This is a genomic window from Corynebacterium humireducens NBRC 106098 = DSM 45392 (genome assembly GCF_000819445.1).
Classification (GTDB): Bacteria; Actinomycetota; Actinomycetes; order Mycobacteriales; family Mycobacteriaceae; genus Corynebacterium; species Corynebacterium humireducens.
This window is the reverse complement of the sequence record NZ_CP005286.1, coordinates 1,028,659-1,054,777: the sequence shown is the minus strand read 5'-3', so window position 1 is coordinate 1,054,777 and position 26,119 is coordinate 1,028,659. Positions and strand designations below refer to the sequence as shown.

The following is a 26,119-nucleotide window of genomic DNA, read 5'->3' as shown; positions in this document are numbered from 1 at the left end:
GGGACGACATCTCCCGGGCGCCCCTCGAACAGAGGGTCTACGTGGGGAAACCCCGCAGCAGGTCCTCCACCCGGGCGGCCGCATGGTAGACGACTGCCCAGCGGATGAGCCCCGGCACCCGCTCCGTGCGGGAGAGCGCCTCCTCCACCAGCGGGGAGGGCTCACCGACGTCCAGGTCGAGACGGCGGGCCGCCACGTGGGCGACGAGCGCCGACTCCCACTCACTGGCCGCCCAGAAACGCTGGTTGACGATGGGGGCGGTGTGCAGCACACCCAGCTCCCAGGCGAGCACCCGGTTGGAGAGCTGCTCGATGATCTCGTTCATCGGGTTGACCCCCTCCTCCACCACGACGGGCAGCCGGTAGGGCGGGGTACCACGGTCCAGGGGTATCTCGGTTCCGCCGTCCACGGAATCGACGAGCACCGGGATCATCTCGACGCGCCACAGATTGCGCAGCATCTCCTTCTCCCGGGGTGCGACCAGGTCATCGAACTCCGTGAGTTCGGGGGCGTCGTGCGGCGCCGACCGGACCGGCACCGTTCGGTCGCGGCCCTCGTCGACGGAGGACTGCAGTGCGGCGAGGCGGTTGGCCACGAGGGCGTCGTCACGCAGCAGGTAGTAGACCTCCTGCCCGTGCGTGCCCGGGGCGACGAGCTGCACCGACTGCGGGTTCGGGACCCAACCCCGCACCGACCACTCCTCCACCGAACGGATGTCCAGGGTGCCGGCCCACGCGGAGCGGGAGTCGTCGCCCGCGACGGCGGAACCCCAGCGCCGGTAGAGCTGCCAGCCGAGGGCCAGCGCCGTCGGCACCGAGAACCGGCCGTTGGAGGACACGAACTCCAGCATCCACCGCTCCGCGGCCTCACCGTCGGTGTCGTTCTTGCGCATCGCCAGCTCACGGCCCACCACACCGAAGGGGTCGGACACCAGGCCCGGCACGTCATCGATCGCAGGGCGGGGCTTGGGCGGGATCTGGAGCTCCGGCTTGTCCTCCCCACAGAGGAGATCCTCCATGACGCCGATCGCCTCGATGACACACCCCCAGTCCACGTCATCGGGTGCCGGGAAGTCCGAGAGGTTCTCGATAAAACGGAACGCCTCGACGTTGGCGTGGTGGTTGCCGAACCCGAGCCGACGTCCCACCACCCAACTCACGATGCCGATCTCCAGGTTGGAGACGTGCGCCTCCCCGTTGCCGCACAACTGCTGCCCGGCCCGCCGGCCCTGCGTCCAGGCCAGCATGAGCTGCGCGATGAGCGAGAGGACCAGCCCCACGATCTCCGCGCCCTCCGTGTCGGGGTGGACCACGATGCAGTAGCAGGCCTCCTCCTCACACATCCGGGGAGTGGGGCAACAGGAGGGATCGGTGCGGACCGTCTGCACCCACCCCAGGGGACCACGCTCGGGGGCGGGAGCACCCACCGGGACGTCCGCCCAGCGCAGCAGCACACCCACCTTCCACAGGTGGCTGAAGGCGTGCCGCTCCCGCCGCCCCATGTGCAGGGCGAACTCCGCCAGGTCCGACGCCCCCTCCGCCGGGGGCGCCGGCTCGCGGCGGCTCTCATGGTCGATGGTGCCGACGAGGTCGTCGCGGACCAGGTCGACGTCGAAAAGCAGGAACAGCTCCACCTGCCGACCGTCCGCCCCCGTGACCAGCAGCGGGCGGGCGTCGCGGGGGACGCGGTAGCCATCGGCCTCCCACTCCGCCCGGGTGGCGGGCAACGGCCGGATGATCCAGGCCTCGTCGATGCTGTCCCGCATCATGTCGATGCCCCAGCGGGTCCCCACCTGGGAGGCGATCTCCGCCGCCTGCAGCGCCGTGAAGCGGGAGTTGGCCGCGAGGAAGCGCAGGAACCAGCGTTGCGCGAGCCCCCGGTCCTCAGGCAACGCGATCGACCGCAGCTGGGCGTCGATCGCCTCGTACAGGTTCACAGGATCTCCTCCGACATTGTCACCACACCATCCCATCACACGGCTCCGGCACAATGCACCTTCCCTCACACATGAGAACACCCCCGCTCCCCGGGAGATCCGGGGAACGGGGGTGTCTCAGCAGGAGAGGCTAGTCGCGCCAGCCACCACGACCACCGCGGTCGTCGCGGTCACGGCCACCGCGGAAGCCGCCACGGCCACCACGATCGTCACCGTCACGGTCACGCCAGCCACCACGACCACCACGATCGTCGCGGTCACGGCCACCGCGGTAACCACCGCGGCCACCACGATCGTCACCGTCACGGTCACGCCAGCCACCACGGCCACCGCCCCGACCCTCGCGGGCCGGCGGACGACCGGTGTCCTTCTCGATGTTGATGAGCTGACCGGAGATACGGGTGTCGGACAGACGGTCCAGGACGCCCGGATCCATGTCCTTCGGCAGCTCGACCAGGGTGTGGTCGATTGCGATGGTGATGCGACCGAAGTCCTTGTTCGTCAGGCCACCCTCGTTAGCCAGGGCACCGACGATGGCGCCCGGACGCACGTGCTGACGCTTGCCGACGGCCAGACGGTACGTGGTGAAGTCACCGTCACGGTCGAAGCGGGAACCCCGCTCGCGGCGCTCGCCACGGTCCTCGAAGCGGCCGCCCCGACGGTCGTCACGGTCGAAACGTCCACCACGGCGGTCGTCGCGGTCGAAACGCTCACGACGACGCTCCGGCGGAGCCTCCTTCATGAGGAAGTCCTCGCCGGCCTGTGCCTGGGAGGCCAGGGCGGCGGCGATGTCCTCCATCGGGATGTCCTTCTCCTCGGAGTACCGCTTGACCAGCGCGCGGAACACGTCGATCTGCTTCGACTCGAGGGAGGCGGTGATGGAGTCGGCGAACTTCTCCTTGCGGGACTCGTTGACCTCGTCGACGGTCGGCAGTTCCATCTCCTCGAGCGGCGCGTTGGTGGCACGCTCGATGGAGCGGAGCATGCGGCGCTCACGCGGGGTGACGAAGAGAATCGCCTCACCGGTACGGCCTGCACGACCGGTGCGGCCGATGCGGTGGACGTAGGACTCGGTGTCGTTCGGGATGTCGTAGTTCAGCACGTGGCTGATGCGGTCGACGTCCAGACCACGGGCCGCCACGTCGGTGGCCACCAGGATGTCCAGACGGCCGTCCTTGAGCTGGTCGACGGTGCGCTCACGCTGCGCCTGGGCGATGTCACCGTTGATGGCGGCGGCGGAGAATCCGCGGGCACGCAGCTTCTCGGCGACCTCCTCCGTCTCGTGGCGGGTGCGCACGAAGACGATCATGGCCTCGAACTCGGTGACCTCGAGGATGCGGGTGATCGCGTCGAGCTTGTTGCGGTGCGCAGTGAAGAGGAAGCGCTGGGTGATGTTGGTGTTGGTCCGGGTCTCGGACTTCACCGTGATCTCGTGCGGGTCGTTCAGGTACTGCTTCGAGATGCGGCGGATGCCGTTGGGCATCGTCGCGGAGAACAGTGCGACCTGCTTCTCACCCGGGGTGTCCTCGAGGATGCGCTCGACATCCTCCTGGAAACCCATGTTGAGCATCTCGTCGGCCTCATCGAGGACGAGGAAACGCAGACGGGAGATGTCCAGGGAGCCCTTCTCCAGGTGGTCGATGACACGACCCGGGGTGCCCACGATGATCTGCGCGCCACGACGCAGGCCGGACAGCTGGATGCCGTAGGCCTGGCCGCCGTAGATCGGCAGGACGCTGATCTTGCCCAGGTGGTCGGCGAAGGACTGGAAGGAGTCCGCGACCTGGAGCGCGAGCTCACGGGTCGGTGCGAGGACCAGCGCCTGCGGCGAGCGGTCCTCGATGTCGATGCGGGCGAGGATCGGCAGCGCGAACGCGGCCGTCTTGCCGGTACCGGTCTGTGCCAGACCGACCACATCGTTGCCCTGCATGAGAACAGGGATGGTCTGAGCCTGGATGGCGGAGGGGGTCTCGTAGCCCACCTTCTGCACCGCATTGAGGACTGCGTCGGGCAGGCCCAGGTTGTCGAACCCGTTCCCCTTGCACTTATCCTCTGAGGCTTCGTTCTTGTCGTCTGCGTCAGCGACGGTCTCGTCTGCTTCGGCAGTGTTTTCGTTGTCAGCGTTGTCCGAGATCGTGTTCTCGGAGTCGGCGGCCTCAGAAGTATCCGCGTCCCTGGTGTCCAGATCCGCCTGGGCCGGCACGTCGGGATCAACCAGATCCTCGACAGTCAGCGGCCCGGTGGAGGCGGATGCAGCCTGCGCTGCGTCACCTTGCGGGTTTTCCTGAGATTCCGACAGATTAATGTCATCCGGCTCGTTCACGCCGCCGGTGGCGTTATCGGTAATGCTCATTGCCTGACCAGAGTACGCCACTTACTGTGGGAACACCATTCACCAGCAGGTGTTCTACGTCGCATCTACAGGCGGATGGACATGACGGTCACGTCCTCCGTCGCGTAGCCGAGGCGGCGGTAGAAGCTGCGGACGGCGTGATTCTCCCCACGGATCATCAGCTGCAGCTTGCCCACTCCCCGCCCCCGTAGCCACTCCTCCGCCGCATGCATCATCGTCTGCCCGAGACCCACCCCCTGATGTTCCGGGCTCACCGCGACGTAGTACACCCACCCGCGGTGCCCGTCGAAACCGACCATCGCCGACGCGATGATCTCCCCGTCCTCGGAGCCCTCCGTGCCGATGAGCACCGTCGAACTCTCACCGTCCAGCGCCTTCTGCGCGTCGGCGACCGGATCGTTCCACGGCCGGGTCAGCATCGTCGCCTCCCACAGGGCGACGACCTCAGGGATACGGGCGGCAGGCAGGGTGCTGATGATCATGCAATGAGTGTAGGTGTTTTCAATGCTGCTTTCCGACGCTCCGCCCCACCCCTCCACTCCCCTGCCCGTTCTCCGTATCGTGGGCGGCATGACAGAACAGAACGACCCGGCCATCCGCCCCCTCACCGAGCAGGAGAACTCCTGGATCCAGGAGAACTGGGAGGTGAGCACCAAGCTGCTCATGACCATGGACTCCGACGCCCTGACCCGCGGCTACCTGCTCACCCGCGCCAACTGGGAGCAGGCCCCCGCCGACCAGCGCCCGCCCGCCGAGCACGCCGTCGTCGGCCTCGGCGCCCTGGCCGGCCAGTACATCTGCAACCACACCGACTTCGAGTGGGGCGTGCGCGGCACCGGTCCGGAGGCCGCGTGGGTGATCCACAACCCCGAGGGGCAGACCATCTCCCCGATGCAGCAGGTCGCGGCCATCTGGACCGGCGCCTCCACCCAGACCCTCGGCGAGTTCGTCGACGGCGTGCTCGAGGGGTACAGCGGGGAGAGGTAGGGGTCACCAGTCGCCGCGGCGTTCTCGGAATGGGCTGCAGGCCCGCTGTCAGGACGTGCCGTACATCCGCTGCGAGAGCTCGGCGGCGGCCTTCCCCAGTTCCGCGGCGACCGCGGGGATGCGTTCCTCGGGGACGCTGCCGATGCGGAAGGTGACCGCCAGGGCGGCTGCCGGGCGCCCCAGGTGGTCGAGCACGGCCACGGCGACGCTGCGCTGGCCGCGGGAGACCTCCTCGTACTCCTCCGCCCAGCCGCGTTCACGGACGGTGGCGAGCTGTTCCTGGAAGGAGCGCAGCGTGGCACCGGTCCCGTGGTTGGTGGCGAAGGCGGCGCGGGCCTCGACGGCGGGCAGGTGGGCGAGCATGGCGCGCCCGGAGGCGGTGCCCGCCGCGCTGAGCCGGACGCCGACCTCGGTGACCAGGGAGACCGCCCCGGCGGCGCGGACCTCGTGGAGGTAGACGATCTCGGAGCCCGCCAGGCGGGAGATGTGGCCGGAGCCTCCCACCAGGTCCGCGGCGCCGGCGATGAGTTTGGCGCCGAGCCGCACGAGCGGCTGCTGCGTGGTGTAGGCGCTGGCCATGGCGTAGGCCGCCATGCCGAGTCCGTAGGTGCGGGTCTCGGGGATGCGCACGACGTAGCCCTCCGACTCCATGACGGCGAGCAGGTGGTACGTCGACGACCGGGGGAGGTCGAGTTCCGTCATGATGCGTGCCGCCGAGACGGGCACGTCGATGGATGAGAGCAGCGAGAGGATGCGCAACGTGTGTCGCGCGGCGGGCACCTGTCCCATGTCACTCCTTACCTGTGTGTGGTCTGTGGGTCGGCGGTCTCGTATGCGGGACCACGCTGCGTCGCAGCCGGGTGTGGCGGGAGGTCGGTGGCGTTATCCTACGGCGCATGACCACCCATGAATGGACAGGACGCGACGACGGGCCCGGGGCCGGGCACGCCCGTTGGCACAGCGTCATCACCACCACGACCGACCGGCCGGGGGTCGCCCTCGTCGGGTTCGCCTCCGACGAGGGGGTCCGCCGCAACGGTGGCCGCCCCGGCGCCGCCGCCGGCCCCACGGAGATCCGCCGTGCCCTGGCCTCCCTGGCCGTGCACACCGACGTCCCGCTTCTCGACGCCGGCACCGTCACCGTCTCCGGTACCGACCTGGAGGGCGGGCACGACGCACTGTCCGCGCAGGTGGAGGAGCTGACCCGCGCGGGGCACACCGTCATCGTGCTGGGCGGTGGGCATGAGACGGCGTTCGGGTCGCACCGCGGGGTGCGCCGGGCGCTGGGGCACAGTCCGGCGATCATCAACCTCGACGCCCACTTCGACCTGCGGGTCGCGCCGGCCCCGTCCTCGGGTACCCCGTTCCGGCAGATCGCGGACCTGGCCGGGGAGGAGTTCCGTTATGCGGTGCTGGGCATCTCGGTGCCCAACAACACCCGGGCGCTGTTCGACACCGCCCGGGAACTGGGGGTCCGGGTGACCACCGACGTCGAGCTGGCGGAGATGACGTCGGCCGGGTGCGAGGCGCTCGTCGGAAAGCTCCTGGAGGACGCCCCGGACGTCCACCTGAGCATCGACCTTGACGTCCTGCCCGCGGCGGTCGCCCCCGGCGTGAGCGCGCCGGCGGCGTTGGGCGTCGATCTGGCACGGATCCTGACGCTCGTCAGAGCCGTGGCGCGCAGCGGGAAGCTGCGTCTGGTCGATGTCGTCGAACTCAACCCGCTTCTCGACGTCGACGGCCGGACCGCGCGGGTCGCGGCCCGGATCGTGGAGGAGATCGTGCGTCATCGGCCGTCGGACTGATCCTGCGGTTCCGGGTGGACCTGCACCCCCTGGATGTAGGTCCGCCACGTGAGCGGCATCCCCGGCCGGTAGGCCAGATCGATGGCGTGGGGGGTGTCCAGCACGTGCAGGTCTGCCGCGGCCCCGACCACGAGGCTGCCGCGGGCGGGTCGGCCCTGGGGGTCGACGCCGCCGCCGATGTCGTGACGCCGCAGCGCCCGCGCCCCACCGGCGGTGGCCGCGTGGATGGCCTCGTCGAGGGTGAGGTGCTGCTGCAGCACCGCGGTGGTGACGCAGAAGGCCATCGACGAGGTGTACGACGTGCCCGGGTTGAGGTTGGAGGCGAGGGCGAGGTGGACCCCGGCGTCGAGAAGCCTCCGGGCCGGCGCCAGCGGCTGCCTCGTGGACAGGTCGCAGGCGGGGAGGACCGTGGCCACCGTCTCCGAGGAGGCGAGTGCCTCCACGTCACCGTCACTCACGTAGTTGACGTGGTCCACGCTGGCGGCGCCGTACTCCACCGCCAGCTGCACTCCGGGACCGTGCCCGAGCTGGTTGCCGTGCACGCGCAGCCCCAGACCCCGCGCCCGCCCGGCCTCGAGGACGCGGCGGGCGGCCGCCTCATCGAAGGCCCCGCGTTCGCAGAACACGTCGATCCAGCTGACGTTGGCCGCGACGGCGTCGAGCATGTCGCCGAGCACGAGAGCGAGGTACTCGTCCGGGTCCTCCCCCGGCGGCACGAGATGCGCGCCGAGGAAGGTGACGTCATCGACGTGCCGGGCGGCGATGTCGGCCGCCAGGGCCTCGGAGTCCACGTCGAGCCCGTAGCCGGTCTTCGTCTCCACCGTGGTCGTGCCCCCGGCGCGCGCATCGGCCAGGCGGCGCAGCAGCAGCTGCTCGAGGCGGACGGCGCCGGCCTCGCGGGTGGCGGACATGGTCACCGCGATGCCGCCCGCCTGGTAGTCCTGCCCGTTCATGCGGGCCTCGAACTCGGCGGCGCGGTCCCCCGCGAAGATCATGTGGGTGTGGGAGTCCACCCAGCCGGGTAGCACGGCCCGGCCGCCCAGATCAACCGCCGCGTCGGCGGCGGGGGCCCCGGCGCGCGGGCCGATCCAGGCGATGCGGCCCCGGTCGACGATGAGCGCGGCGTCGCTGAGCGTGCCCAGCCCGGAGACGGTCCTCAGCTCGGAGATTCCGTGGAACAGCGTGCTCATGGCTACCTCTCGCGGCTGACGAACGGCATGGGGACACGGACCCCGCGCTCGACGGCGACCTCGTGGGCACGGTCGTAGCCGGCGTCGACGTGGCGGATGACGCCCATGCCCGGGTCGTTGGTGAGCACGGCGGTGAGCTTCGCGGCGGCCAGCTCCGTGCCGTCGGCGACGCACACCTGGCCCGCGTGGATGGACCGTCCGATGCCCACGCCGCCTCCGTGGTGCAGGGAGACCCAGGTCGCGCCGGAGGAGGTGGCGGTGAGGGCGTTGAGCAGCGGCCAGTCGGCGATGGCGTCGGAGCCGTCGAGCATGGACTCGGTCTCCCGGTAGGGGGAGGCGACGGAACCGGAGTCGAGGTGGTCACGGCCGATGACGATGGGCGCCTTCACCTTGCCCTCGGCGACGAGACGGTTGAACAGCAGTCCCGCCTTGTGCCGCTCGCCGTAGCCGAGCCAGCAGATGCGGGCCGGCAGGCCCTCGAACTCGACGTACTCCCCTGCCGCGTCGATCCAGCGGTGGAGGTGCTCGTTGTCGGGGAACAGCTCCTTGACGGCCTCGTCGGTGACGCGGATGTCCTCCGGGTCGCCGGAAAGGGCCACCCAGCGGAAGGGGCCGAGACCCTCGCAGAACAGGGGCCGGATGTAGGCGGGGACGAAGCCGGGGAACTCGAAGGCGCGGGAGTAGCCGGCGTGGCGGGCCTCATCGCGGATGGAGTTGCCGTAGTCGAAGACCTCGGCGCCCTCGTCCTGGAACTCGACCATGGCCTGGACCTGCACGGCCATGGACTCGCGTGCCTTCTTGGTGAAGGTGATGGGGTCCTCGGCGGCCTCGCGCTGCCAGTCCTCGACGGTGATCTCGGTGGGCAGGTAGCTGAGCGGGTCGTGGGCGGAGGTCTGGTCGGTGACCACGTCGACGGTGATCTCCCCGGCGCGGTGGCGGCGCAGCAGCTCGGGGAACACCTCGGCGGCATTGCCCACTAGGCCGACGGACAGGGCACGCTTCTCCTCCTTGGCGGCGCTGACGCGGGCGACGGCGTCGTCGAGATCGGTGGCGACCTCATCGAGGTAGCGCTTGGCCTGCCGACGCCTGAGCCGGGACTCGTCGACGTCGACGATGAGGCAGACACCGCCGTTGAGGGTGACGGACAGCGGCTGGGCCCCGCCCATGCCGCCGCAGCCGCCGGTGAGGGTGAGGGTGCCGGCGAGGGTGCCGCCGAAACGCTTGCGGGCCACGGCGGCGAAGGTCTCGTAGGTGCCCTGGAGGATGCCCTGGGTGGCGATGTAGATCCAGGAACCGGCGGTCATCTGGCCGTACATCATGAGGCCCTCGGCCTCGAGGCGGCGGAACTCGGGCCAGTTGGCCCAGTCGCCGACGAGGTTGGAGTTGGCGATGAGCACGCGGGGTGCCCAGACGTTGGTGCGGAAGACGCCGACGGGCTTGCCGGACTGGACGAGCAGGGTCTCGTCCTCCTCGAGGTCCCTGAGCGTCTCGATGATCGCGTCGTAGGCCTCCCAGCTGCGTGCCGCGCGGCCGGTGCCGCCGTAGACGACGAGGTCCTCGGGGCGCTCGGCGACCTCCGGGTCGAGGTTGTTCATGAGCATGCGCAGGGGTGCCTCGGTTTGCCAGCTCTTGGCGCTGAGCTCGGTGCCGTGCGGGGCACGGATGGTGCGCGGGGACTCGGTCATGGGGTGGGTCTCCTTCTACGGTGGGGGCCGATCAGGCCGGGGCCCCGGGGCACCCGCGATCCGGGTGGCCCGGGGCTGTCATCGTCGGGTGTGGAGCACCGGGCTGGTGTGGCCGGTGTCGGTGACACTTCTGACGGTAAGACAGGTCACAGTCGGGATCGAGGGCCCGGAGGCCCCTTTAGTCTCATATCTGAGATTCGCCCGCTCATGCCAGCTTTCCGACGACCCCCTCCACCGCCTCCAGCAGCGCCCCGGAGGTGAGCAGCTGCACCGACTCCTCGATCTCCGGGGACAGGTAGCGGTCGGGGCCGGGCCCCTCCACACGGCCGCGCAGGGCGTCCAGTGCGGCGCGGGTCCCCGGCGCGGGCTCCTGCTCGCGCATGTCGATGGCCCGGGCTGCGGTGAGCACCTCGACGCCGAGCACCCGCCCCAGCCCGTCGACGGAACGGCGCAGCTTGCGCCCGGCCGACCAGCCCATGGACACGTGGTCCTCCTGCATGGCGGAGGAGGGGATGGAGTCCACGCTGGCCGGGGCGGCCAGCCGCTTGAGCTCGGAGACGATCCCGGCCTGCGTGTACTGGGCGATCATGTGGCCGGAGTCCACGCCCGGATCGTCGGCGAGGAAGGCGTTGAGTCCGCGGCTGCGGGCGACGTCGAGAAGCCGGTCGGTGCGGCGCTCGGAGATGCTCGCCAGGTCGGCGGTGACGATGGCGAGGAAGTCGAGCGCGTAGCCGACGGGCGCGCCGTGGAAGTTGCCGTTGGAGGTCACGCGGCCGTCGAGAGCCACCACGGGGTTGTCCACGGCGGAGGCGAGCTCCCGGTCGGCGACCAGGCGGGCGTGGGCCAGGGTGTCGCGGAAACCACCGGCGACCTGCGGGGCGCACCGCACCGAGTAGGCGTCCTGCACGTGGGTCAGGGCGAATTCCTCGGTGGCGGACTGCAGTATGGCGGAGCCCTCGGCCACGGCGCGGATGTTGGCCGCGGAGGCCGCCTGACCCGGGTGCGGGCGCAGCTCCTGCAGGTCCGCGGCGAAGACGGTGAGGGTGCCCCGCAGGGCCTCGACGGTCATCGCGGCGGCGATGTCGGCGCTGCGGGCCAGGCACTCGAGGTCAGCGATGGCCAGGCACAGCATGCCCAGCATGCCGTCGGTGCCGTTGATGAGTGCCAGCCCCTCCTTCTCCCGCAGGACCAGCGGCTCGATGCCGTGCTCGGCGAGGGCGACGGCGGCGGGCAGGCGGCGGCCGTCAGCGGTGGTGACCTCGCCCTCCCCCAGCAGCGCCAGGGCGCAGTGCGCCAGCGGGGAGAGGTCGCCGGAGCAGCCGAGCGAGCCGTACTCGTGGACGACGGGGGTGATGCCGGCGTTGAGCACCGCGGCGTAGGTCTCCGCGACGACCGGCCGCACGCCGGTACGGCCGGTGCACAGTGTGGACAGGCGCAGCAGCATGAGCGCCCGGACGACCTCGCGCTCCACCTCGGGGCCGGAGCCGGCGGCATGGGAGCGGACGAGGCTGCGCTGCAGCTGGAGGCGCATCTCCTGGGGGATGTAGCGGCGGGCCAGGGCGCCGAAACCGGTGGACACGCCGTACACCGGGGTCGGGTGGTCGGCCAGTTCCTCGATGCGGGCACGGGTGGCGGCGACGGCCTCGAGCGCCTCCGGGGTGATCTCGACGTGGGCGTCGTGCCGGGCGACAGCCACGACCTCGTCGATGCTGAGCGCTCCGACGCCGACGCGGATGTGGGAGGTGATGGTCTGCATGTGGGGCTTCCCCTGCTTCCTGGTGGGTCCCGGTTTCTCCGGGGCACCGGCCCCGGGGCAGGCACAGGTGGTACCTGTCCTCCGGGGCGGTGACTCGTGGACGGTTCGACCTGCGCGACAGCCGGACGCAGTTCCTCCCAGTGTGTCAGCCGTCACGCCCCGGCGACAGCCCGTGAAGGGCACGGCTGTCTCACTTACGAGACTTTCCGGTGTGCGCGGAATCTATCTCGCATACGAGATGCCCGTCAGGGCTCTGAGCTGCACGGATGGCATTCCGGGCCGGTACCGACGACGCCGGGGCCGAGGGGGCGTCGAAAAGTGGCCATAGTATCCGGGATCACTGGGACACCTCATCGAGATCCACACCACAGTCCCATACACCCCGAGACGGAAGGACTCCTCCTGTGTCGACAGTCACCCGGCAACCCGCCAATGTCACCATCAGACGGCGCGGCCTCAGCGCCCGCCACATCCACTTCATCGCCCTGGGCTCCGCCATCGGCACCGGCCTGTTCTACGGCTCCGCCGGCGCCATCCAGGCCGCCGGCCCCTCGGTGCTGCTCGTCTACCTGCTCGGCGGCACGGTCGTGTACTTCATGCTCCGCGCGCTCGGCGAGATGGCCGTACGCATGCCCGTCACAGGCTCCTTCGCCGAGTACACCCGCCTGCACCTGGGGCGGTGGCCCGGCTACATCACCGGCTGGATGTACGCCTTCGAGATGGTCATCGTCTGCCTGGCGGACCTCACCGCCATCTCGATCTACATGAGGTTCTGGTTCCCCGACACGGACCAGTGGATCTGGGTGGCCGCCACCCTGGCGATCGTCGGTGCCGCCAATCTCGCCAGCGTGCGCTACTTCGGTGAGATGGAGTTCCTGTTCACCATCATCAAGGTCGGTGCCGTCGTGGCCATGATCGTCGGTGGCGCCGCCATCCTCGCCTTCGGCCTCGGCGACGCCTCCCAGACGGGCGTGTCCAACCTGTGGAACGACGGCGGCTTCTTCCCCAACGGTGCCGGGGGCATGATCTCCGCCTTCATCCTCGTCCTCTTCGCCTTCGGCGGCACCGAGATCATCGGCGTCGCCGGCACCGAGGCCGATGACCCCGGCAAGGCGATCCCCAAGGCCGTCAACACCGTCCCGGCGCGCATCCTCATCTTCTACGTCGGCGCGATCTCCGTCATCCTGGCCCTCAACCCGTGGCGCACGATCACGGGTGAGGAGTCCCCCTTCGTCCAGATCTTCAGCACCCTCGGCGTCAACTGGGCCGCCGCCCTGCTCAACATCGTGGTCATCACCGCCGCCCTCTCGGCCATCAACGCCGACATCTTCGGCGCCGGCCGCGTGCTCACCGGCCTGGCGAAGCAGGGTCTGGCGCCGCGTCGCATGTCCGTGATCAACCGCCAGGGCGTCCCCGTCTTCACCACCGCCGTCCTTCTCGGCGTGCTGGTCACCGGCATCGTGCTCAACGCGCTGCTGCCGGAGCGCGTCTTCGAGATCGTCGCCTCCCTGGCCACCTTCGCCACCATCTACGTGTGGCTCATGGTGCTGCTCGCCCACGTCGCTTCCCGACGCCGCATGTCCCCCCAGGAGGTCGCCGAGCTCCGCTTCCCCGTCCCCTTCTGGCCCTACGGCCAGTACTTCTCCATCGCCTTCATCCTCTTCACCTTCGGCATCATGGTGTGGCTGCCGCAGTACCACCTGGCCCTCGGGGTGGGCGTCGGCTTCCTCATCCTCATGACCGTGGCCTACCACGTCTCCGGTAGACCCCGGATCAGGTAGGACCCCCTGACAGCGCAGCAGGCCCCCTCCGAGTCGGAGGGGGCCTGCCGCAGTGTGTGGTGTGTCAGACGGACGCGATGAGGAGGGCCAGCGGGTAGGCGACGAGGGTGCTCAGCACCACGCGCTGGAACCACATGAGCACCATCTGCCAGATCTTCAGCGGGATCTCCGTGGCCATCACCGCCGGGATCATCGCCGAGAAGAAGAACACCTGGGAGACGGACACCATGGCGATGACCAGGCGCAGCACCTCCGACTCGTGCCCCGCCACCAGCGTCGCCGGCAGGAAGATCTCCGCCAGACCGATGGACAGCGCCTCAGAGGCCAGCACCGGCTCCGGGATGCGCAGCAGCACCAGCAGCGGCCAGAAGACGAGGCCGATGATCTTGAACACCGGCGTGTACGTGGCGATGAGCAGGCCGATCAGACCCACCGAGAGGATCCCCGGCAGGATCTGCATGACCATGACCACGCCGTCCCGGAAGTTCTGCCACACCACCCTCCACACCGGCGGCGAGGCCTCCAGGGTCTCCCCCGCCGCCGCCCACGCCGCACGCAGACGGTTGCTGGTGATGACGGCCTCGGGCCGCGGCTCCGCCTCCGGGTGGTAGCTCTCACTGATCCGGCTCAGCGGCGGGATACGCACCAGCACGACGGTGACCAGGAACGTGACCACCAGCGTCGCCGCGAAGTACATCCCCCACACCGGCATGAGGTCCAGGGTCCGGGCGATGACGACCATGAACGTCGCCGACACCGTCGAGAAGCCCGCCGCGATGATCGACGCCTCCTTCGCCGTGTACCCTCCTCCCCGGTACACCCGGTTGGTCACCAGCAGACCCAGCGAATAGCTGCCGACGAACGACGCCACCGCATCAATCGCCGAACGCCCCGGAGTCTTGAACACCGGGCGCATGAACGGCTGGACCAGGACGCCGATGAACTCCATGAGACCGAAACCGACCAGGAAGGCCAGGAAAATCCCGCCCAGCGGGATGAGCAGACCCACCGGGATGACCAGCTTGTCGTAGAGGAAGGGGCCCAGGTTCGGCTCGAAGAGGAAGGCCGGGCCGATCCCGCTGACAAGCATGATGCCGACGAACAGGCCGAGGACATTGAGCAGGGCAAAAACCATGCGTGCCGGCGAGGATCTCCACCTCCCGGTGACGAAGGGATAGACCGCCCCCGCCAGGATGATCGCGAGGATGAGGTACCGTGTCCCCTCCCCCAACGCCCCCTCGACCCACCCGACCATGTGGTCGAGCAGGATCGTGTTCTTCCCCGCCACCGTGAACGGAACGAAGAAGGCGAAGATGCCGATAGCGCTGAACACGAAGAAGCGCCAGGCCCCCTTCGTGGTGGTTGACTGCGACGTAGTCATGGATGTCCTCATTTCAAGGTCTGTAGTACGCCTGGAACAACGCTCCTCCTGTGACGGGACTCACAGGATGACCCTGAACTTAGGATCCCCTGCCCTCGAAGGACAGGGCAAGAGGCGCAGTGATGTCTGGCATGCGAGACTTCCGGCCATGGAAAGTGCGGGAAGTTAATACTGCACGATGAACTCCGACGATCTCGCCCGTAGGAGCAGATCCCCCGACAACCACCGCCCACCCGCCGAATACGCTACCGCCGGCGGCGGCAGCCCTCGCCTGGAGAGCCTCCGGCCCCTTCGGCCCTGGAGCTCGACCTGGGCGCGAACAAACAGGACGGTGTCAGCGATGCAACCGACAACCTTCATCCACCCCACCGAAGGGCCGCATAACGCCTCCCGACGCACGCCGGCCCGACGAGGAGTACACCACTGTCGCCCACTCATTCGATGTGCTCTCCGACCCGTCGGGCGTTCCCGCTACTCTATGTATATAAACAATGAACGAACACTGCCGCGGTTCATCCGCTGACAAGCGAAGGAGTGCCCATGTCTGAACGACAGCTCGATGAGGAACTCGTCCTCGACTATGTGGAGGACTTCAACGACCAGTCACGGCTCGGACGCGACCTGGACGCCACCAAGAAGAAATTTCTCCGACGGTACCCCGACTCTCGGGAGGAGATCGAGGAGGCCTACGAACGGCAGCGACAGGCACTGGGGTTCGCCAACCGTCGCCACCAGACCGGCGCCTACAAACGGGAAAGGCTTGGTAAGCACTGGTACCGACCCGATTTGAATGTGGATGTCTTTTGGCCACCATTGCGCACCATCATCGAGAACGATCTCGGCGACGCCATCCACAGCATCGACGAGTCTTCCACCGCAGTGGTTAACGGCCTCCGGCCCCATCAGGAACTGCAGAACACCAAGGGGCTGGTGCTGGGATACGTTCAGAGTGGAAAGACGACGAACTTCCTGTCTGTTATCGCCAAAGCCGCTGATGCCGGCTTTCGTCTGGTCATCGTCCTCACGGGAATCACCGAGAACCTCCGCCAGCAGACACAGGAACGAATTGACGAGCAGCTCATCAACCCGCAGCGGCACCGCTGGCATCGACTGACGAGCGTTGAACACGACTTCTCCGGTATCGACGACAACGCCGCCAAGCTTGCCAATCACAACGAACGATTCATCGCTGTCGTCAAGAAGAACTCTGCTCGTCTCAGAAGGCTCAATGAATGGCTCAACAGCGCTGCCGACATCGTGCACCAGTGTCCGATTCTCGTCATCGACGATGAATCCGACCAGGCATCAATTGATGTGTCCCCCCACACCAAATCCGAGCGCTCGGCGATCAACCGACAGATCAACCACCTGCTCGATCATGACATCACCGCCTACGTGGCCTACTCGGCCACCCCTTTCGCGAACGTCCTGATCGACCCCAGCAAGACCGACGATCTCTACCCGTCTGACTTCATCGTCACCCTTCCCGAGCCCAAGGGTTATTTCGGCTCCCGCGCGCTATTCGGACGCGCGCCGCTCAATGGCGAGGATCAGGACGACGTCGACCCTGACGGCTACGACATGATCCGCATCATCTCAGAGGAGGAGGTCGAGGGTATCCGTCCCGGCGGCAAGAACGACCCCGACAAGGCTGTGGTAGGTGGTGAGGCCCTGAGCGCCGCCATCCGGTGGTTCATCATGGCGACAGCAGCCCGCAGATTCCGCGGCCAGGGCAACAAACACTCCTCAATGCTCATCCACACATCGATGCTCACGGCGGACCATGAGGACCTCCGTTTCCAGATCGATCACGAACTCTCTGGGTTGCGCGCGACGATTACGTCGCCGTCGAACATTCCCCAGGAATGGCGCAGGCAGTGGGAGGAGGAATGCGGACGTGTACCGGCTGAGACATTTGATCTCGTGCCGGTTTCCTTTGAAGACATGGCGGAGTTCATCCCAGAGGTTCTGCATGAAACGCGGCTGATCGTCGACAACGGGACGTCCACCGAACGACTCGACTACTCGAAAGGCCCTGTGTCAGTCATCGCCATCGGAGGCAACACACTCTCCCGCGGCCTTACACTCGAGGGACTCGTCTCCTCCTACTTCGTTCGCCGTGCCTCTGCGTACGACACCCTCCTTCAGATGGGGCGGTGGTTCGGATTCCGGAATGGATACCAGGACCTGCCCAGGATCTGGATGCCGGAGGAGCTCAACCAGTGGTTCCACGATCTTTCCACGGTGGAGGCAGAGCTTCGTGAGGAACTCGACGTGTACGTTCAGGAGCAGGCATCTCCGATCGAGATCCAGGCACGCATCCGGATGCACCCGGACATGATGATCACCAGCCGCGCCAAAATGCAGGATGCCGTGGCAGCGCAGGTCAGCTTCCAAGGCAAGAAGGAGCAGACCATCAAGTTCAAGGAGAACGACCTTGGCTGGCTGACTTCAAACGAGAACGCAGTCAAGACCCTCGTCAGGGAAATGCAGACCCGCGGATTCGACGAGAACACAGGCGCGTACGGCTCACCCGTTTTCGTCGGAGTACCGTCGCAGCTCATCATGGACTTCCTCGACCAGTACTCCATTCACCCCGACACCAGACTCGGCAAGGACGACGCCAAGCTTCTCAAGAAGTACATCAGGAAGGAGTCAGAAAATCGTCGTCTTCGCAGTTGGAACGTTTCGTTTATGACTCAGAGCAACGACGAACTCGGCACCATCGACCTGGGGCTGAAGGCTGAGATCCCACTGCTCAAGCGTTCGAAACTGGCTGGGAGTAAGGAGGGCGAGGCAAACATCAAGGCACTGGTGACGACCCAGGACCGTCTCAATGATGTTCTCCGCAGCACCGAAGAGGACCGCGCTGCATTCCGACTGGAGGTGGAGGAGGCGATCAAGGAGGCGGGAAGCAAGGAGAACCCTGTGAGACAGCTGCACGACAAGCACGTCGGGCCCGGGATCGGACACCTGGCGATCTACCCGATTCAGGCCAAATCCGACCCACGGTCCGCTTCAAGCAACTCTCCTGATTCAGTCGATTCCACATCTGCGCCGAGCAAGAGTCAGCACCGCACCAGTCTCGATGCCGTCAGCAACGTGCTCGGTATCGGCCTGTTCTTCCCCACTTCCTCCGCCCCTGACTCCGCTGTCGACTACATGACTGCGCCTGAGCCTGACCAGGAGATCCTTGAGGAGTATCGCGCAGCGGCAGAAGAGGTCCGGGCCATTAATGAAAAGGATGAGGCTGTTATGAGGAGTGAGACTGATGACACCGTCCATTGAGTTGTTCCATGAGCTGCGTGCAGTAATGGAGGCCTCGCCACAGCCGGGCAGTCACGGAAATGAGCTCATCACCAAACTGGTGAACAGTTCAGGGGCTGTGCGGGTTTTCCAGGAGATTGACGGGAGGATGGGCCTTTTCATTCCGATTGGTTCAGATGATCCCGATGTCATCGCTCCCGATGTGCGAAGCAGATACATCACCCTACGGAAGATTCAGAAGGACGGACGCGATGCAGTTCAGCTTCGTCTGGAAAACCCTGCGCTTGAGAATGTCTTCCACGTGTTTGTCGACACTTACCTGAAGAACTTTCGTAGTGACCGGGAACGAGCCGCTACCCTCGCACAGGCACAGCTCAAGCGTTGGCGTTCGCTTTTCATCCCAGTTCCACCGAATTCTCTCAGCGACACAGAAGAGATAGGCCTCATCTGTGAACTCCAGGAGATGCAGATCCTCGTCGCCACTGACGGCGCTCAGGGCTTCTACCGGTGGACGGGTCCCGACAAACAGGCACATGATTTCCGCTTGGAGGACAGAGGGATCGAGTGCAAAGCCACTCGAGTATCCAACGGCCTGCACGTGACCATCAACGGTTCGCAGCAGCTTCTCCCTGAACCTAACAGCCGCCTGCTTCTATCAGTTCGGAAGTATGAGAGCAGTCCGAACGGCGACATCACTCTCAGCGGCGTGGTGCGCCAGCTCCTCGACGACGACCGGATCCCCTCCGACGAGCTTCTGAGTCGGCTGGAGGAGATGAGGTTCTCTCTTGCGGGAGTTGATCCCAGGACTGAGAACAGCTACCGGCTTGTCGGCAGGTATGTTTTTGAAGTTGGTGACGGTTTTCCTCGCCTGGTCGTCGACGACACGGAGAAGAGGATTTCGGCTCTCAGCTACAACATCGATCTAACGTCTCCTGAGAGCATTCCGGGCTACAGAAAGGACGGTTCACTGGCCTGATGAACCCCGCAGTTTTTCACCACGAGGAGTTCTTCCTCGACTCAGGTAACATGCACGGCAATTCCGCCACCTCAGCGATCGGACGCCCGAGCCTCGAGAGTTGGGATCTGTTCACCCGCGAGACCCTGCAGAACAGTTGGGATGCACGGGACCGGTCCAGCAACGAGGACGGAGTTACTTTTTCAATTGACTACCGCCGGTTGACTGGACACCGGTCTCAGGCACTCAAAGACTTCTTCGGGTCCGGAACGGAAGGTCTGCCGGCGCTGGCCGAATTCCTCGCCGAACCACGGGAGATTCCGCTACCGATACTCCTGGTGAGTGATACAGGTACGTCGGGGCTTCAGGGGCCCACCTCCGCTGCCCAGCACTTTGAAGGGCGCGACGATTTCGTGTCCTTCGTGCGAAACATCGGACGTCGTGCAGAGAAGGAGCTCCGTGGTGGTACCTACGGGTTCGGTAAAGGTGTCTTCTTCAATATGAGTGACTCGCAGACGGTACTCATATACACCCGGACCAAGGATGAGAACGGAAACCCGGTTCGGCGGTTCATCGCCATGGCGAACGGTAACGGTTACACAAGGGACGACTACGAATACACGGGACGTCACTGGTGGGGCGTGAAGTCGTACGGCGTGAGGGAGAACGTATACGCCAATCCATTCACCGGGTCGGATGCCGATGCACTCGCGCGTACCTTCCAGATGGACACACATTTCACTTCCGACCGCCCCACAGGAACAACCGTTGCAGTGGTCAATCCTCGGATTGATCCGGACGAAGTGGATGCTGTCATGGAGACGATCTCGAAGGCTCTCACCAAATGGGCATGGCCTCACATGGTCTCCAGGTCGGAGGACATGGATCCCATAGATTTCTCGGTGACAGTCGACGGCCGCGACATTCCGATCCCCGATCCGATGAAGGATCCTCTTCTGCGACCGTTTGTGCGAGCCTACCGCCTCGCCATCAAGGAACCTGAGCATCTTGATCCGGACACCTTTGTGAAGGAGTTCGAGGTGTCCGGCCCCCGCAAGTGGAGGGACATTGTGTCTGAGCGTCCTGTGGAGTACCTCGGTCGATTAGCAATTCAGACGTCTCAGGCTGAAAGCAATCCTCAGGCTTCTGTCCTGGAAGACGACATGAATCACCATGTGGCCCTGATGCGTGGGCCCAGAATGATCGTGAACTACTGGCAGGGGCCCCGTGCATCCGCGGAGGACTGTTACGCCGGTATCTTTCTGGCCGCAGAGCATCTCGACCCCTTGTTCGCCGCGAGTGAACCGCCGGCGCACGACGAATGGAATCCGACCACTGTCAATCTCAAGGATCCTCGTTTCCACAGGAATGGTAAGGCCCGGAGCTCGAACCCGGTGCGCATCGCCATGAATCGACTTCGGGATTCACTGAAGAACGAATCCTTGTCGAAGATCGAGAGTGATTCCACCGGCGACATCTCCGCCCTGAGCTCTATATCCAACTCCCTGGGTTCCGTCATGCCCAGTGCAGCGGGAAGCAGCCGAAGGGTCAGCTCTCCTCGGTCGGGTCGGCTCACCCCATCTAAACCGGGGAAGAGTCACAATGGTGTCCGCTCCACCATCTCTCTGGCATCACTGCATGCCACCTCCAGAGGTACGCTCGCTCTGTTCAAGGTCAAGATTGATTCGAATTCCAAGGCGCTCCAGAGCGAGGTCCGGGTTGAGGTAGAGTCTGCGGTACTTGTCGATGGCAAGCGTCAACTTGAGGCCAAGGACGGACTCATCATGCCCACCCATCTCGGATGGGTTGCGCCGCATGAGGTCGAAACACGTCTGGAGACAATAGCTCACAGGAGGGCCAGTGAACAGGATCTCCACCGGATAATGCGAACCCCTTCCTGGGAGAGCTACTATGCAGTGATTCAACCCAGTAATTCGGCCATTTCCACCGATGTAGTGGTGACTGTGGGTACGGAAGATGGTGATCATTAATGGCGACGACAAGTCTGGGTTACAACGTCCCCACCGACGAATCAATAACCGTTCTCAGCTATGACGTGTCGGTCGACGGCGGATCGATACTGACCGACGATTCCGCTGCCTCATCCGCCACCTGGTCAGATCAGTCGACAGTCTCCTCATACTTCGAGATCGAGGTCGATCTGGAGGAGACCCTCACGCAGCTATACCCGTTGTCACCCAATCGGAGCACCGCAGTCCTGGGGGCTGTCATCAACTGGAAGTCCTCACGAACCGGACTGCACGGCGCCTCCTCACCGGTTCCTGTCGCTGACGGGATCAACACCGTGAGTCTCAGTCTCGACGGCTCCATTCTGGGCGGCGATCTCAATCTCCGCGCCAGCCTCATCCTTCTCGAGAGCCCGCAGACTTCGTCCGACGATCTCGGACCGACCATGATCGGTTCACGACTTTGGGAGAGTTCCATTCGAGTACGTCTCGAGGGGGCAGGCTCTCAGTTCCCGACAAGCGCCTTCGATTTCGAGAAGGTTGGTTTCGATCCGATTCACGCCATGTGGAAGATCGACATTGATTCGGCGCTGGAGTCCCACATCTCCTCTGCCGTGCGTCTCAAGTTGAACTCAGGACATCCGCGGGTGGCGGAGTACCTGGCAGATCCGAATGGAAAAGCTCAGAGAGAATTCCAGCAGTTCCTCCGGGCTGACACCGTCGTGCAGATGCTCGTTTTCGCGCTCAATGCCGACCTCGCCCAGCTGGAGGAGGATTCAGCGGAGGAAGGCACTCTGGCTGAAACGCTCAAACAGCTGCATGATGTGTATTTCCCCAACGTGTCGATCCACTCGACACGTGAGCTCTACCTGACGGACCCGAGTTTTGTCACCGCCACCGTGCAGGCGAGCATCTTCAACCCGAATCGGAGGATGGGCAAGTGACCGGCAGATTTCTCTCCCATTACCGCCTAGGAAGGAGCGACGCCGTGCGCGTCGCCTCGGAGATGCTGGAACTCGATGTCGAGCAGTGTTCTTCACTGGCCACCGCCACTCACCCGAAGGCTTACCCTCCACCGGTTGTGACCCAACTTCCTACTGCAGGTGTCCTGCGGAACATCCGATCCGGTGTGCTCTCCATCGCGGAGGAACATGGATTCCCGCACAGAAGGAAGGACAAGGATCCCTCGCTGTCTGCATTCGACGTGAAGGTGGGGAATTTCCTTCTCAATTCTCTGTCGATTTCCCCGGCGGATGCAGGAATGGAGGAAACATGGAATTTTCTGACCCTGGTGCTGATGCCGGATGTGGCCGCTTGGCGTTTCCAGAACCCGACCAAGAACCCCGAGTATGATCGTTGGCTCGGGCGACCGCGAAACGTCTTCCGCAAGGCCTGGTGGCGTGCGTACTGCCTGGGTCCTGACCTGAATGCAACCCTCGGTGAGGACGAGGGTGTCAACATCATGGAACGACCGACTTTCGGCCGCAACCCGTCACTTGCACGCGCGATCGCTCGTGCTCACAACGAGTTCAGCGGCAAGTACACTCTCGCCAGGTCAGAGCTTCTGCGGTTGGTGATGGTCCAGCTCGGCAAGATCTCCTCCATCGTCAACCTCGATTCCTTGCCGGAAGGCAAGATGATTAAGCTTGTCAACAATACCTACCGCGCTACCGCTGACAAGTTCGAGGCGACCGTCAACAGCTGATCGCTCCGCTCTCATTCATCAGAACTGCCCGGCCGGTTCTCTCACAAGGAAGAAGGGACATGCCCAACCGTCTCTCCGTCGCGCCCTCGGCACGCCGTCTCACCAACTCGCTTCGTGACATCGGATACAGCTTTGAATCTGCCGTAGCAGACCTTGTCGACAACAGCGTGGCCGCCGGTGCTGATCAGATCACCATCGAAATCCACTTTGAAGGTCGGGGTTCCTACCTGACCATCGCAGATAACGGTGCCGGCATGCACGACGATCACATCAATGAAGCCATGCGTTTCGGAAGTCGCAGAGAATACGATGACGGTGATCTGGGTCGCTATGGGCTCGGTCTGAAGACCGCATCGCTTTCACAGTGCAGGCGGCTCGAGGTGGTGAGCAGGGGAAATCGGCTCTCATCCCCAGTTGCTCGTGCCATCGATCTCGATTTCATCCAGGCAGTCGATGACTGGGTCACGCTGGATATCTCAGAGGAGCCTGAAGCTCTTGCCGCCGCTTCCCTGATCAAGGGAAACAGCGGTTCAGTGGTGGTGTGGCGCAAACTCGACCGCCTGCTGCCGGCGAAATCGCCGGAAGGCGGTTGGGCACGTCGACGGATCGAAGGACTGGGTCCCAAACTGGAGGCACACCTGTCGATGGTCTTCCACCGCTTCCTGTCCGGAGAGGCCGGCACGAAGATCAGCATTTCAGTGAACGACGTCGATCTTGAGCCCTGGGACCCCTTCTGCCGAGATGAGGCGGCAGCTGAGACGCTCGATGTCGATGAGTTCGAGATCGAGCACGGTGAGGTCTCCGACACCGTGACGCTTCGCCGCTACCTGCTTCCGCCGCGGGAGGATTTTTCTTCCCGCGAAGCATTCGAGCAGGCCTCAGGACCGGAAAAGTGGAATCGCCAGCAGGGTCTCTACATATACCGGGCCAACCGTCTGGTGCAGTGGGGAGGTTGGGCCGGTATCCGTACGATCGATGAGCACACGAAATCTGCACGTGCGTCCCTGGATTTCGGGACGAAGCTCGATGAGGCGTTCAACATCAACGTCGCCAAGATGCGGGTGAACCTTCCGGGCCAGCTCCGCAAGATGATGACCCGCCCCATCAATGAGCTGTGTATCGCGGCGGACGCAGCCTATCGACGGAGCAGTCCGCGGATCGTCACCGAGATCTCGGAGGCCCCCAAGAAGCCTTTCGCGCTCGGCGGGGATGAGTCAGGGGCCGCCATCGGCCTGGCCCTGCGCACGGCCGCCGCGCGCACCGGGAACTTCGAGGCCTTGGAGGCAATCTCCTCGCTGATCAGGTCCGAGATGCCGGAACTCGCCAGACACCTCGGTTTCGACTAGAAAAGCTCCTTCTGCCCGTCATCCTCAGGCAACCCGAATCGCTGACATTTTCGCTTCAGAGGACAGACATGGCACGCCGGTGATTCGATCGTGCAGACGGTCCGGCTCAGCTCGAAGAGTGCGAGGTGAGCAGCCCGGGCGTGCTCATTCATACCGAGCATGCGGGCAATGCTCAGCCGGCCCTCCGAGAGTTTGTTTCTGGTCTCGGTATCCATCCCCTGGAAACGCGTGGTGATCCGGAGGACGCCTTTTGCCACGATCACCGGTTCCTCACTCCTGTTGCCGTCTCCATCAGCGGTGGGAGCTGAGAGTTCCAGGACGTCAATGAGAGCGGGATTCACAGAGGGAAGCTGTTCCCTGCTGATACGCGGCTGCCACAGGGCATCCGGGTCCTGCCGAATCTCCTCGACCAGTTTCTCGAGACGCGTGATCCGCTTCTCGAAACGCCTTCCCGTGAATACCGACCTGAGTACCTTGAGGGTCTCCTCGGGAACCGGTTGACCGGGTACAGGACCGGGCAGATCCTTGATGAGGGGCCAGATCATCCGCAGTTCTTCCCGGGACGCCCTCTCGAGGAAGATCTCACAGATGAGGATCTTCCACCGGTCACCGGTCCGTAGCCACGGTTGCAGGAGAGCATCCTCAGGGAGATCCCGGTACCAGTTGGCGAGAACCATCGAGATCTCCCGGGCCTGCACCGTTTTCTTGCTGCCCCGCTGAAGCGCATGGAGCGCAGCCTCACCGATTGCGGCCCCCAGTCGGACAGGTACTGCATTTCCGATCTGCCTGAAGGCAGCACTGGGAGGGCCGCTGAAACGAAAGTCATCAGGGAACGTCTGGAGACGCGCAGCCTCCCTGACTGTCAGGGTCCGGGACTGACGTGGGTGAATGAACCCGTACCCGTCCTTGGCGATATGCGCGGTGATGGTGCGGGAAAGGTCATTCTCGTCCAGACGCTTGTACTTGTCGTCGAAGATGTCTGAACGGTAGCGCCGCAGATGCCTCGGTAGTTCCGAGTACTTCGTCTCGGCGGTCATCAGCTCAAAGGCCTCACGATCATCCTCCCGGACCGGCCGGGTGATGTGGTCGTAGAGTCTGTTGGCCTCCTCAGGAGAAACGCCCCGCCGCATGTGCCTCTGAAATTCGGTGCGAGGGCCCTTGTACTCGGCCCAACCGTCGGCTCCCCCCGGAGGGCGCCAGCCACCCTCTACCTCGGGCATCTCACCGATGGCGTTCCACACCGTCACCTTCTTCGTGGTCTCCTCCGGCCAGTCGAACCGCAGGTTGTCCCGGAGAGCCACCAGAATGAGACGCTGGCGGAACTGGGGCACGCCGTAGCGCCAGGTATCGATGACGCGTTCGGAGACGCTGTATCCGATCTGCTCGAGTTCCTCGATCATGCTCCGGAGAATGAACATCTCGTTGTCGAGAGCCATGTCCGGGACATTCTCCATGATGACGATCTTCGGCCGCGCCAGCTGCACCACCTCAAGGTAGGCACGCCAGAGATCGCGGCGTGCGTCGATCGGATCCCGCTCGCCTCGTTCAACCAGGTAACGGATTCCTGATCGACCAGCCTTGGAGAAGGGCTGGCACGGAGGTCCGCCCGCGAGGACCTCAATCCCCGCGGTCCTCATGACCTCGGCCACCCGCTGCACGTTCTCTGAGGTCGCGAGGTCCCAGTCAACCGACATCCCTGGGAAACGGGCGGCGTGGGTTTCCACCGCATAGTGGTAGTGGTCGACACCGAACACGACCTCGATGCCTGCATCGACCAGTCCCTGGCTCAGACCACCCGCACCGGCGAAAAGATCAGCCCCGAGAATCGCTCCTGCGGCCCTTCGCCTGCCGGCGTAGTCGACGAGTTCCTCGACAGTTGCACAGTGATCCGGGTGGAGTGGCAGCTTCACGTAGGGGCCGCGGATCTGCTTTACCGCGAACTCATCGAACTTCTTCACCTGCACAACGTACCGGCCCTGGCCGATACAACCGCCTTCCACTAGAA

At 65.1% G+C, this 26,119-nt stretch carries 18 protein-coding genes; 9 read left to right on the top strand and 9 right to left on the bottom strand.

Annotation, left to right across the window (positions count from 1 at the left end; translation table 11 throughout):
* Positions 1-37 precede the first annotated feature (37 nt).
* The 3 genes from B842_RS05305 to B842_RS05295 form a co-directional block, all read right to left on the bottom strand.
* Entirely contained in the window at positions 38-1,936 is a 1,899-nt protein-coding gene (locus B842_RS05305) for a hypothetical protein (RefSeq protein ID WP_040085572.1), read from the bottom strand.
* A 130-nt stretch (positions 1,937-2,066) separates the two neighbouring features.
* Positions 2,067-4,289: a DEAD/DEAH box helicase gene (locus B842_RS05300; RefSeq protein WP_040085571.1), complete on the bottom strand. Its 2,223-nt coding sequence runs from the start codon at positions 4,287-4,289 to the stop codon at positions 2,067-2,069.
* Between the two features lie 65 nt (positions 4,290-4,354).
* Entirely contained in the window at positions 4,355-4,771 is a 417-nt protein-coding gene (locus B842_RS05295; protein ID WP_040085570.1) for a GNAT family acetyltransferase, read from the bottom strand.
* A gap of 88 nt (positions 4,772-4,859) precedes the next feature.
* Between B842_RS05295 and B842_RS05290 the strand changes: the two genes are divergently transcribed.
* On the top strand, positions 4,860-5,276 hold the full coding sequence (locus B842_RS05290) for a hypothetical protein (protein WP_156119449.1): 417 nt from the start codon (positions 4,860-4,862) through the stop codon (positions 5,274-5,276).
* A gap of 48 nt (positions 5,277-5,324) precedes the next feature.
* Here the strand turns inward: B842_RS05290 and B842_RS05285 are convergent, their stop codons facing one another.
* Entirely contained in the window at positions 5,325-6,065 is a 741-nt protein-coding gene (locus tag B842_RS05285) for an IclR family transcriptional regulator (RefSeq protein WP_040085566.1), read from the bottom strand.
* Between the two features lie 107 nt (positions 6,066-6,172).
* On the opposite strand from B842_RS05285, the gene hutG reads away from it, so the two are divergent.
* Positions 6,173-7,081, top strand: coding sequence for a formimidoylglutamase (gene hutG / locus B842_RS05280; RefSeq protein WP_040085565.1), 909 nt, complete (start codon positions 6,173-6,175; stop codon positions 7,079-7,081).
* On the opposite strand, the gene hutI is transcribed toward hutG, so the two are convergent.
* The 3 genes from hutI to hutH all read right to left on the bottom strand — a co-directional run bounded on the left by hutI (position 7,063) and on the right by hutH (position 11,712).
* Positions 7,063-8,271, bottom strand: a complete 1,209-nt coding sequence (gene hutI, locus B842_RS05275) for an imidazolonepropionase (RefSeq protein WP_040085564.1) — start codon at positions 8,269-8,271, stop codon at positions 7,063-7,065. The genes hutG and hutI overlap by 19 nt on opposite strands.
* A gap of 2 nt (positions 8,272-8,273) precedes the next feature.
* The gene (hutU, locus tag B842_RS05270) at positions 8,274-9,956 is read right to left on the bottom strand and encodes a urocanate hydratase (RefSeq protein WP_040085562.1); all 1,683 of its coding nucleotides are present in this window, start codon (positions 9,954-9,956) and stop codon (positions 8,274-8,276) included.
* 205 nt (positions 9,957-10,161) lie between these two features.
* On the bottom strand, positions 10,162-11,712 hold the full coding sequence (gene hutH / locus B842_RS05265) for a histidine ammonia-lyase (RefSeq protein ID WP_040085561.1): 1,551 nt from the start codon (positions 11,710-11,712) through the stop codon (positions 10,162-10,164).
* A 404-nt stretch (positions 11,713-12,116) separates the two neighbouring features.
* Here hutH and B842_RS05260 point away from each other — a divergent pair, with 404 nt between their 5' ends.
* Positions 12,117-13,493, top strand: a complete 1,377-nt coding sequence (locus B842_RS05260) for an amino acid permease (RefSeq protein WP_040085560.1) — start codon at positions 12,117-12,119, stop codon at positions 13,491-13,493.
* Positions 13,494-13,557: 64 nt separating this feature from the next.
* On the opposite strand, the gene B842_RS05255 is transcribed toward B842_RS05260, so the two are convergent.
* Positions 13,558-14,874, bottom strand: a complete 1,317-nt coding sequence (locus B842_RS05255) for a YjiH family protein (RefSeq protein ID WP_245631349.1) — start codon at positions 14,872-14,874, stop codon at positions 13,558-13,560.
* 540 nt (positions 14,875-15,414) lie between these two features.
* Between B842_RS05255 and B842_RS05245 the strand changes: the two genes are divergently transcribed.
* Genes B842_RS05245 through B842_RS05220 form a run of 6 tightly spaced genes read left to right on the top strand, consistent with a single transcriptional unit; the run spans position 15,415 to position 24,114 of the window.
* Complete coding sequence (locus tag B842_RS05245) at positions 15,415-18,162, top strand: Z1 domain-containing protein (RefSeq protein ID WP_052437767.1); 2,748 nt, start codon at positions 15,415-15,417, stop codon at positions 18,160-18,162.
* Complete coding sequence (locus B842_RS05240) at positions 18,146-19,117, top strand: PD-(D/E)XK motif protein (protein ID WP_082028385.1); 972 nt, start codon at positions 18,146-18,148, stop codon at positions 19,115-19,117. The genes B842_RS05245 and B842_RS05240 overlap by 17 nt, the downstream gene beginning before the upstream one ends.
* Positions 19,117-21,087 carry a hypothetical protein gene (locus B842_RS13670; RefSeq protein WP_156119448.1) on the top strand — a complete coding sequence of 657 codons (1,971 nt, stop codon included), beginning with the start codon at positions 19,117-19,119 and terminating at the stop codon, positions 21,085-21,087. Before B842_RS05240 ends, B842_RS13670 begins: the two co-directional genes overlap by 1 nt.
* Complete coding sequence (locus tag B842_RS05230; protein WP_040085554.1) at positions 21,087-22,007, top strand: hypothetical protein; 921 nt, start codon at positions 21,087-21,089, stop codon at positions 22,005-22,007. Before B842_RS13670 ends, B842_RS05230 begins: the two co-directional genes overlap by 1 nt.
* A gap of 44 nt (positions 22,008-22,051) precedes the next feature.
* Positions 22,052-22,768: a DUF6339 family protein gene (locus B842_RS05225; RefSeq protein WP_156119447.1), complete on the top strand. Its 717-nt coding sequence runs from the start codon at positions 22,052-22,054 to the stop codon at positions 22,766-22,768.
* A 59-nt stretch (positions 22,769-22,827) separates the two neighbouring features.
* Positions 22,828-24,114: an ATP-binding protein gene (locus B842_RS05220; protein WP_040085552.1), complete on the top strand. Its 1,287-nt coding sequence runs from the start codon at positions 22,828-22,830 to the stop codon at positions 24,112-24,114.
* Here the strand turns inward: B842_RS05220 and B842_RS05215 are convergent.
* Positions 24,111-26,072 carry a DNA cytosine methyltransferase gene (locus tag B842_RS05215; protein ID WP_082028489.1) on the bottom strand — a complete coding sequence of 654 codons (1,962 nt, stop codon included), beginning with the start codon at positions 26,070-26,072 and terminating at the stop codon, positions 24,111-24,113. The two genes, B842_RS05220 and B842_RS05215, sit on opposite strands and share 4 nt — an antisense overlap.
* Positions 26,073-26,119: the final 47 nt, after the last annotated feature.